Origin of the sequence: Microcella pacifica, assembly GCF_009371975.2 — a bacterium.
Classification (GTDB): domain Bacteria; phylum Actinomycetota; class Actinomycetes; order Actinomycetales; family Microbacteriaceae; genus Microcella; species Microcella pacifica.
In genome coordinates this window covers 21,481-28,064 of sequence record NZ_VIKT02000026.1, presented here as the reverse complement: position 1 = coordinate 28,064, position 6,584 = coordinate 21,481, and the positions used below count along the sequence as shown (strand labels likewise).

Annotated in this window: 8 protein-coding genes; 6 read left to right on the top strand and 2 right to left on the bottom strand. The window is 71.5% G+C overall.

The features are described from left to right. The first annotated feature begins 156 nt into the window (after positions 1-156). From FK219_RS12035 to FK219_RS12015, 5 genes are all read left to right on the top strand, one after another. Positions 157-873 (top strand): zinc ribbon domain-containing protein, encoded by a 717-nt coding sequence (locus tag FK219_RS12035; RefSeq protein ID WP_152584166.1) that lies wholly within the window; start codon positions 157-159, stop codon positions 871-873. Between the two features lie 134 nt (positions 874-1,007). Further along, positions 1,008-1,862 carry a DUF4397 domain-containing protein gene (locus FK219_RS12030; protein WP_152584165.1) on the top strand — a complete coding sequence of 285 codons (855 nt, stop codon included), beginning with the start codon at positions 1,008-1,010 and terminating at the stop codon, positions 1,860-1,862. A 15-nt stretch (positions 1,863-1,877) separates the two neighbouring features. Then, a complete protein-coding gene (locus tag FK219_RS12025) occupies positions 1,878-2,513 on the top strand; it encodes a class F sortase (RefSeq protein WP_152584164.1) in 636 nt (211 codons plus the stop codon). Further along, positions 2,510-3,151, top strand: coding sequence for an RNA polymerase sigma factor (locus tag FK219_RS12020; RefSeq protein WP_235923944.1), 642 nt, complete (start codon positions 2,510-2,512; stop codon positions 3,149-3,151). The genes FK219_RS12025 and FK219_RS12020 overlap by 4 nt, the downstream gene beginning before the upstream one ends. Next, on the top strand, positions 3,138-3,872 hold the full coding sequence (locus FK219_RS12015) for an anti-sigma factor (protein ID WP_152584163.1): 735 nt from the start codon (positions 3,138-3,140) through the stop codon (positions 3,870-3,872). Before FK219_RS12020 ends, FK219_RS12015 begins: the two co-directional genes overlap by 14 nt. Before the next feature lie 6 nt (positions 3,873-3,878). On the opposite strand, the gene FK219_RS12010 is transcribed toward FK219_RS12015, so the two are convergent. Further along, on the bottom strand, positions 3,879-4,301 hold the full coding sequence (locus FK219_RS12010; protein WP_235923943.1) for a pyridoxamine 5'-phosphate oxidase family protein: 423 nt from the start codon (positions 4,299-4,301) through the stop codon (positions 3,879-3,881). A 115-nt stretch (positions 4,302-4,416) separates the two neighbouring features. On the opposite strand from FK219_RS12010, the gene FK219_RS12005 reads away from it, so the two are divergent. Further along, positions 4,417-5,373: an NADP-dependent oxidoreductase gene (locus FK219_RS12005; protein WP_165638140.1), complete on the top strand. Its 957-nt coding sequence runs from the start codon at positions 4,417-4,419 to the stop codon at positions 5,371-5,373. Between the two features lie 24 nt (positions 5,374-5,397). Here the strand turns inward: FK219_RS12005 and FK219_RS12000 are convergent, their stop codons facing one another. Beyond that, on the bottom strand, positions 5,398-6,582 hold the full coding sequence (locus tag FK219_RS12000) for a MarP family serine protease (RefSeq protein ID WP_152584160.1): 1,185 nt from the start codon (positions 6,580-6,582) through the stop codon (positions 5,398-5,400). Positions 6,583-6,584 lie beyond the last annotated feature (2 nt).

Below are 6,584 nucleotides of genomic sequence, written 5' to 3'. Positions count from 1 at the left end.
GCCCGACACCACCCGCGGCATCAAACTACGCCCCGCGAGCTGACCCCCGGCTTCGCGGGCATACTTAACTGGGGCACGGGAACCATTTCGCGGGCATTCCTACATGAGGCACCTCGGGGGCAGTGCGTTGCTAGCCTGACCGACAGGGAGCATCGCATGCTCGGGAACGTCGACACGGGGAAGCAGGGGGCGGGCATGGAGAGCTGCATCGCCTGTGGCAGCCCGCTGCGCGACGGCGCGCGGTTCTGCACGCGGTGCGGCACGGCGGTCGCCCCGCGCCCCGGAATCGACGTCGTCGAGGATGCGCCCGCTCCTCCCGTGCTCGAGGTTGCGGCGGCGCCGAGCACGCCGGTGAGCCCTGCTGCCCCGGTGAGCCCCGCCGCCCCGGTGAGCCCCGCCGCCCCGGTGAACCCTGCGCCCCCCGTCTCCCCGCCCCTACCGCACTCCCCGCCCGCGGCGCGCGAGACGGCGATCCCGGCGCGCATCCCCCTGCCAGAGCCCGCCCCCGCCCCCCTCAGTCGGGCGGCCGTCGGCTCTCTCCTCGCCGGCGTGGCGCCGCTGCTCGTCTCCGTCGGGGGCAACGCGCTCGCCTCGATGTTCGGCGTCCAGGCGGTCGAGGCGATCAACGCGGGGCAGCCCGAGGGTGCGTGGGCACCGTTCCTGACCACGCTGACCCTGCTGTTCCTCGGCAACGCCGCTCTGCTCGTGGCGTGCGGTGTGCTCGGGCGTCGTGCTCTGCGACAGACGCGCAGGGGCGCGATGACGGGTCGACCCTTCGCGGTCGCGGGGCTCGCGGCCGGCGCCGTGAACCTCGTGCTGTGGGTCGTGGGTCTGGGCGTCACCCTCGTGCGCTACTCCGCGATCCTCACCTGAGCGCGCGTTCTCAGCGGGTTGCCAGGTTGAGGCGCATCCGTTCGGGGCCCTCCTGAGGAAGTGATGAGTGAAGGCACTTCCGCCGACAGCCTCGCCGGGTTGCTCCGTCGCGAGGCACAGATCAAGGAGGAACCATGCGCAATCGAATTCTCGCTGGCCTGGGTGCAGCCACCCTCGCCACCGTCGGCCTTGCGGCCCCAGCGAACGCCGTGACCGATGAGACGGCCGACGTCTACATCGTCCACGCCTTCCCGGGCGCGACGGTCGACATCAACATCGCCTCGGGCACCATCACTCTCGACGACGTCGGCCCCGGCGTCGCTGCCGGCCCCGGCCTTGCGAGCCCCAACGTGGGCATCGACGCACTCGGCGACCTCGCACCGGGCGACTACAACGTCGTCATCACGAACACGGCCGACGACTCGGAGCTGTTCAACGACGACCTGTCGCTCGAGGCCGGTGTCTCGTACACGGTTGTCGCGCACCCGACCGAGCCGGCCGGTGACTTCACCGTCTCGGTCTTCGAGAACCAGTTGACGACGAGCGAGGTCGGCAACGGCCTCATCACCGTCCGTCACACGGCCAACGTCGGCGCGGTGAGCGTCTTCTCCGACGGCACCGAGCTCGCGGGCCCGCTGTCCAACGGTGACGAGGGCGTTCTCGACGTGGCTGCCGCCACCTACCCGAACGTCTACGCGGGTCCCGACGCCGACACCCCGGCCATCGAGCTGGGCGACGTCACCCTTCCCGCGGGCACGAACATCCTCGTGCACGCCTTCGGGCCTGACGGCGAGGACTTCTCGGCCGTCGTGTTCACCATCGGCGGTCTCACGACCCCCGACGGCGTTCCCGCCGGTAGCGCGGGTCTCGTCGACGAGGGCGCCGGTGCCGGCTTCGGCTGGGCCGCTGGTGGAGCCGCGCTCCTCCTGATGGTTCTCGTCGCCGCGGGCATCCTCGTGCGTCGTCAGACCGTGTCGGCCCAGCGCTAAGGGGCAGTGCCGACCATGAGCCGAAGCAAGGGGCTGGCCCGGACGATCGGGTTCACCATGGCCAGCCTCTTGCTTCTCTCTGGATGCTCCGCTCTCGGATCCTCAGAGGTCCGAGAGCGGGGCGTCTCTGCGCGCGACACCAAGATCGTGCTCTCGAACGTCGAGACCGTCTCCACGCTGGAGCTGCTGCAGCAGAAGACGACTCCGCCGGCCCGAGTGCGGATGCCCGACCTCGGCATCGACATGCGGGTCGAGGCCCACGGCATCGAAGGTGACGGATACATGTCGCTCCCGGAGAGTCCGTTCGTCGCCGGGTGGTACGCCTACGGGTCCGCGCCCGACAGCCGCACGGGGGCGACCGTCATCGCCGCGCACGTGGATTCGCTACCTGAAGGGATCGGGCCCTTCGCGGGCCTGCGCGAGTCTCGCGAGGGCATGGCGATCACGGTGACGGACGACGCGGGCGAGGTCCACGACTACCGCGTCGTCTCGGTCGAGCGCATCGATAAGGACGAGGTTCCCCTCGACCGAGTGTTCACCGCTACGGGCGATCCGCACCTCGTTCTCATGACCTGCGGCGGCGAGTACGACTGGCGGGGGGCGGGGCAGTACCTCGACAACTACATCGTGACGGCGGAGAAGGTCGCATGACAGCCGCGCAGGTTACGATGGCCCGCACGAGCGCACCGGGCATGGCCCGGCAGGACGACCAGAGGCGGTACACCGCGGTGACGACGATGACGGACGAGGCCACGGCCGAGCTCGCTCGACGCTTCGTGGCCGGCGAGGAGAGAGCTCTCGCCGAGATGTACTCGCGTTGGGCATCCCTCGTCTACTCGCTCGCGGTGCGGTCGCTCGGCGACGCGACGGACGCCGAAGACGTCACGCAGAAGGTCTTCGTGGCCGCGTGGCAGGGTCGCCATCGCTACGATCCCGATCGGTCGGCGCTCGGTGCGTGGCTCGTGGGCATCACTCGGCACACCATCGCCGATATGCACGCCCTGCGCGGCAAGGAGCGCACCATCACGGCCGAGGTCACGGCCATCACGCGCGAAGAGGTGGCGCCGGCATCGGACGTCGACCTCGCCGACCGTCTCCTCATCGCCGACGAGATGGCGAAGCTCGAACCGACGGCGCGCGCCGTCGTGCATCTGGCGTTCTTCGACGATCTGACCCACACGCAGATCGCCGAACGGCTGCAGATGCCGATCGGAACGGTGAAATCGCACATCAGGCGCAGTCTGGTGAGACTGAGAGGACGACTGGAGGTGAGCCATGAGGCATCTTGACCCGGAGACCGCGGCACTGCTCGCGCTCGGCGAGCAGTCCACGACCGCGTCCGAGCGCGCCCACGTGGAGGCGTGCGCCGCGTGCCGCCACGAGGTCGCCGAACTCCAGGAGACCGTCACCGTGGCTCGCTCCACCCTCGGTGAGGCCGAGCTGCAGGAGCCGCCGGCGCGGGTCTGGCAGGGCATCCAGCGCGAACTGGGCCTGTCTCCCGAGGTTGCTCCCTCCGTGCCGCCGCCGCCGGTCGTGTCGCTCGCCGATGTGCGCGCGCGCCGCTCGGGTCGCGCACGCCGCGTCGTCGCACCCCTCATCGGCGTCGCCGCAGCCGCCGCGCTCATCGTCGGTGCCGTGCTCACGTGGAACGCCGCGTCGCCGCGCCTCGGCGAGCAGATTCTCGCGAGCGCTGAGCTCGAAGCGCTGCCCCAGTGGACCGACTCGACCGGGTCCGCCGAACTCGCGCAGACGTCGACGGGGGAGCGCGTTCTGCGCGTCTCGCTCGACGCGAGCGCGACGGGCGACGGGGTGCGCGAGGTCTGGTTGCTCACGGAAGCGGTCGACGGGCTCATCAGCCTTGGACTTCTGAACGGTACTGAGGGCGAGTTCATCGTGCCCGACTCGGTCGACCTCGAGCGCTTCTCGATCGTCGACGTGAGCCAGGAGCCGCTCGACGGCGACCCGACGCACTCGGGCGACTCGATCGTGCGCGGCCCGCTCGGCGCCTGACGGTCGTCAGAACCGCTCGGGCTCCGGCCCGCGTGCGAACCGGCGGCCCGTCACCTCGGTGGGCTCGATGCGCACCCAGCGGTACTTGAGCGTGGGAATCCACGGCCTGAGCCCGAGCTCCTCGGCGGCATCCATGTCGCTCTGGCGCTCGACGCGCTCGGCACGGCCCTTGACGACGACGCTCCATGCCGTCGCCTCGTCGTGCCCGTCGACTTCGAACGCGACCCGGTCGTTGATGGCGAGCTCGAGCAGCTTCGTGCCGGGAGCCGTGCGGAACACGATGGCGTGATCGTCGACCGCGAAGTTGACGGGGAAGATGTCGATCGAGTCGCCCGCGCTCGCGGCGATGCGCCCGAGCTCGGTCGCGCTCAGGATCCGCCAGCAGTCCTCGGTATCGAGCTCGGTGATCTCCCCGAATCCCATGACCATGATCGCCCTCCCGTCGTCGCGTGTGCCGATTCCCCTATCTCAGACCGGTGGGCGCCGCAGGGGTAGGGGCGAAGGTCCCGATGTCGCCCAACGGAGCGTGCCTAGAGTGGAGGGCATGAGTTCTCGCGCTGACGCACCGACCGCCGACTCGTCTCCTGCCGCGCCCGTGCCCGCCCGCGCCGCTCGTTACCACTCGGTCGGCGGCCCTGAGGTGATCGACATCGAGACGATCACCGTTGCCGCTCCCGAGGAGGGCGAGGTGCGCATCCGGCTCGCGGCCACCGGCCTCAATCCCGTCGACTACAAGATCCGGCGGGGCACGTCGCGCTTCACAGTGTCGCTGCCGGCGACCGTCGGTCGCGAGTTCTCCGGAGTCGTGGAGTCGGTCGGGGGCGACGTGAGCGACATCGCCGTGGGGGATCGTGTCTTCGGCTCGATTCCGAGCGGGGCGGCGTGCGACCTGGTGCTGGCACCGGCCGAGGCGATCGCCCCGGTGCCCGACGACGTGCACCTCGAGGTCGCGGGCGGTCTCGCGCTCGCCGGCCAGACGGCGTGGGACGCGCTCGAGTCGCAGACCCTCGCCGAGGGCGACACGATCGTCGTCTCGGCAGCGGCGGGGGGAGTGGGCGGCATCCTGTGCCAGCTCGCGGTCGCCCGGGGCCTGCGCGTCATCGGTACGGCGAGCGAGAGCAATCACGACTGGCTCACCTCCCGCGGCGTCGTGCCGGTCCTGTACGGCGAGGGGCTGACCGAGAGGCTGCGGGATGCTGCTGCCGACGGCATCACGGCCGTGTTCGACCAGCACGGCCCCGAGACGATCCGCGCGGCGCTCGAGCTCGGCGTGCCGCCCGAGCGCATCAACACGATCGCGACCGACCCCGAGCCCTTCGGCGTGCGCCGCGTGGGTCGCGGGCCCGTGCACGCTCCGACCCTGCGGGCGCTCGTCGCCCTCGTCGGCTCGGGGGAGGTGGAGGTGCCGATCGCGGCACGCTACCCGCTCGTCGAGGTGCGCGAGGCCTTCACGCGGCTCGAGTCGGGGCACCTGCGCGGCAAGATCGTCCTCGTTCCCTGACCGCCGTGCGCCGTCGCGGCCTGCCTATCCGGTCGTGCAGCGTCCAGAGCCGACCGCATCGGTCAGCTGCGGCGCCGCGGCGATGACGTCATCGAGCTCCGCCATGGTGTGCGCGTAGCCGATGTCGTCGCGCGTGGCGGAGCGCGCGTAGACCATGCCGATGACGCGGCCGTCGAGGTCGAGCACGGGCCCGCCCGAGTTGCCCGGGTTGACGTCGGCGGCGAGCGTGTACGACTCGCGGGGCGCGCGGGAGCCGCCGTCGATGCTGGATGCCTCGATCGTGCTCACGTCGACGATCTCGGCCCCCGTCGAGGCGAAGGGGCCGCCGAAGGGGTAGCCCTGCACGGCGACCGTGCCGTCCGGCAGCGTCTCCCCGAGTGCGAGGGGCGCCGTGCTGAGCCCGTCGATGGCGATCACGGCCACGTCCTGCTGGGCGTCGAAGTACACGATGCGCCCTGCGACGCCCCCGACGCCCGGCAGCTCGACCGTCGGCTCGGTGACGCCCGCGACGACGTGGGCGTTGGTGAGCAGTCGGTCGTCGGCGATCACGAAGGCGCTGCCCGACTGCGTCTGCCCGCACGCGTAGGCGGCGCCGGTCACCCGTCCGACGGACTGCGCGGCCTCCGTGAGGGCCGGGCTCCCGCCGTCGATGGTCGGCGGCGGGCCGGAGTCGAGTGCGCCGAGGGCGTCGGCGATGCGGGGGATGCCCTCGCTCACGACGAGCCCGCGCACCTGCCCGAGCGCTCGCGCCAGCGGGTCGGGCGTGTACCGCTCGATCGTGCTGAGCACGGTCGAGCTCGCGACGGCGGGCGAGACGAGGGGAATGCCGAGTGCGGTGACGGTCGAGCCGAGCAGACTCACGACGAGCACGCCGACCGCACCGCCCGCGACCGCGCCGACGACGCGGTCGAGTACCCGTAGCCGCTTGCGCACGCGCCGTCTCCAGTGGTGGCCGATCCCCTCGCCGAGGCTCAGGCCTCCGATCACGAGGAGCGCGATGGCGGCGAAGACGGCGGCGATGCGCCACTGCGGGTCGGGCACCCAGGCTGCGAGCACGGGCACGAGCACCACGGCCGCGACGGCGCCCACGATCGCGCCGATCGTCGAGCCGAGCGTGAAGACGAAGCCGGCACGCGCACCCCGCACGACGGCCGCTACGAGGGCGAGGATGAGCAGCACGTCGACGACGAGCGGCAGGGCGGCCGTCACAG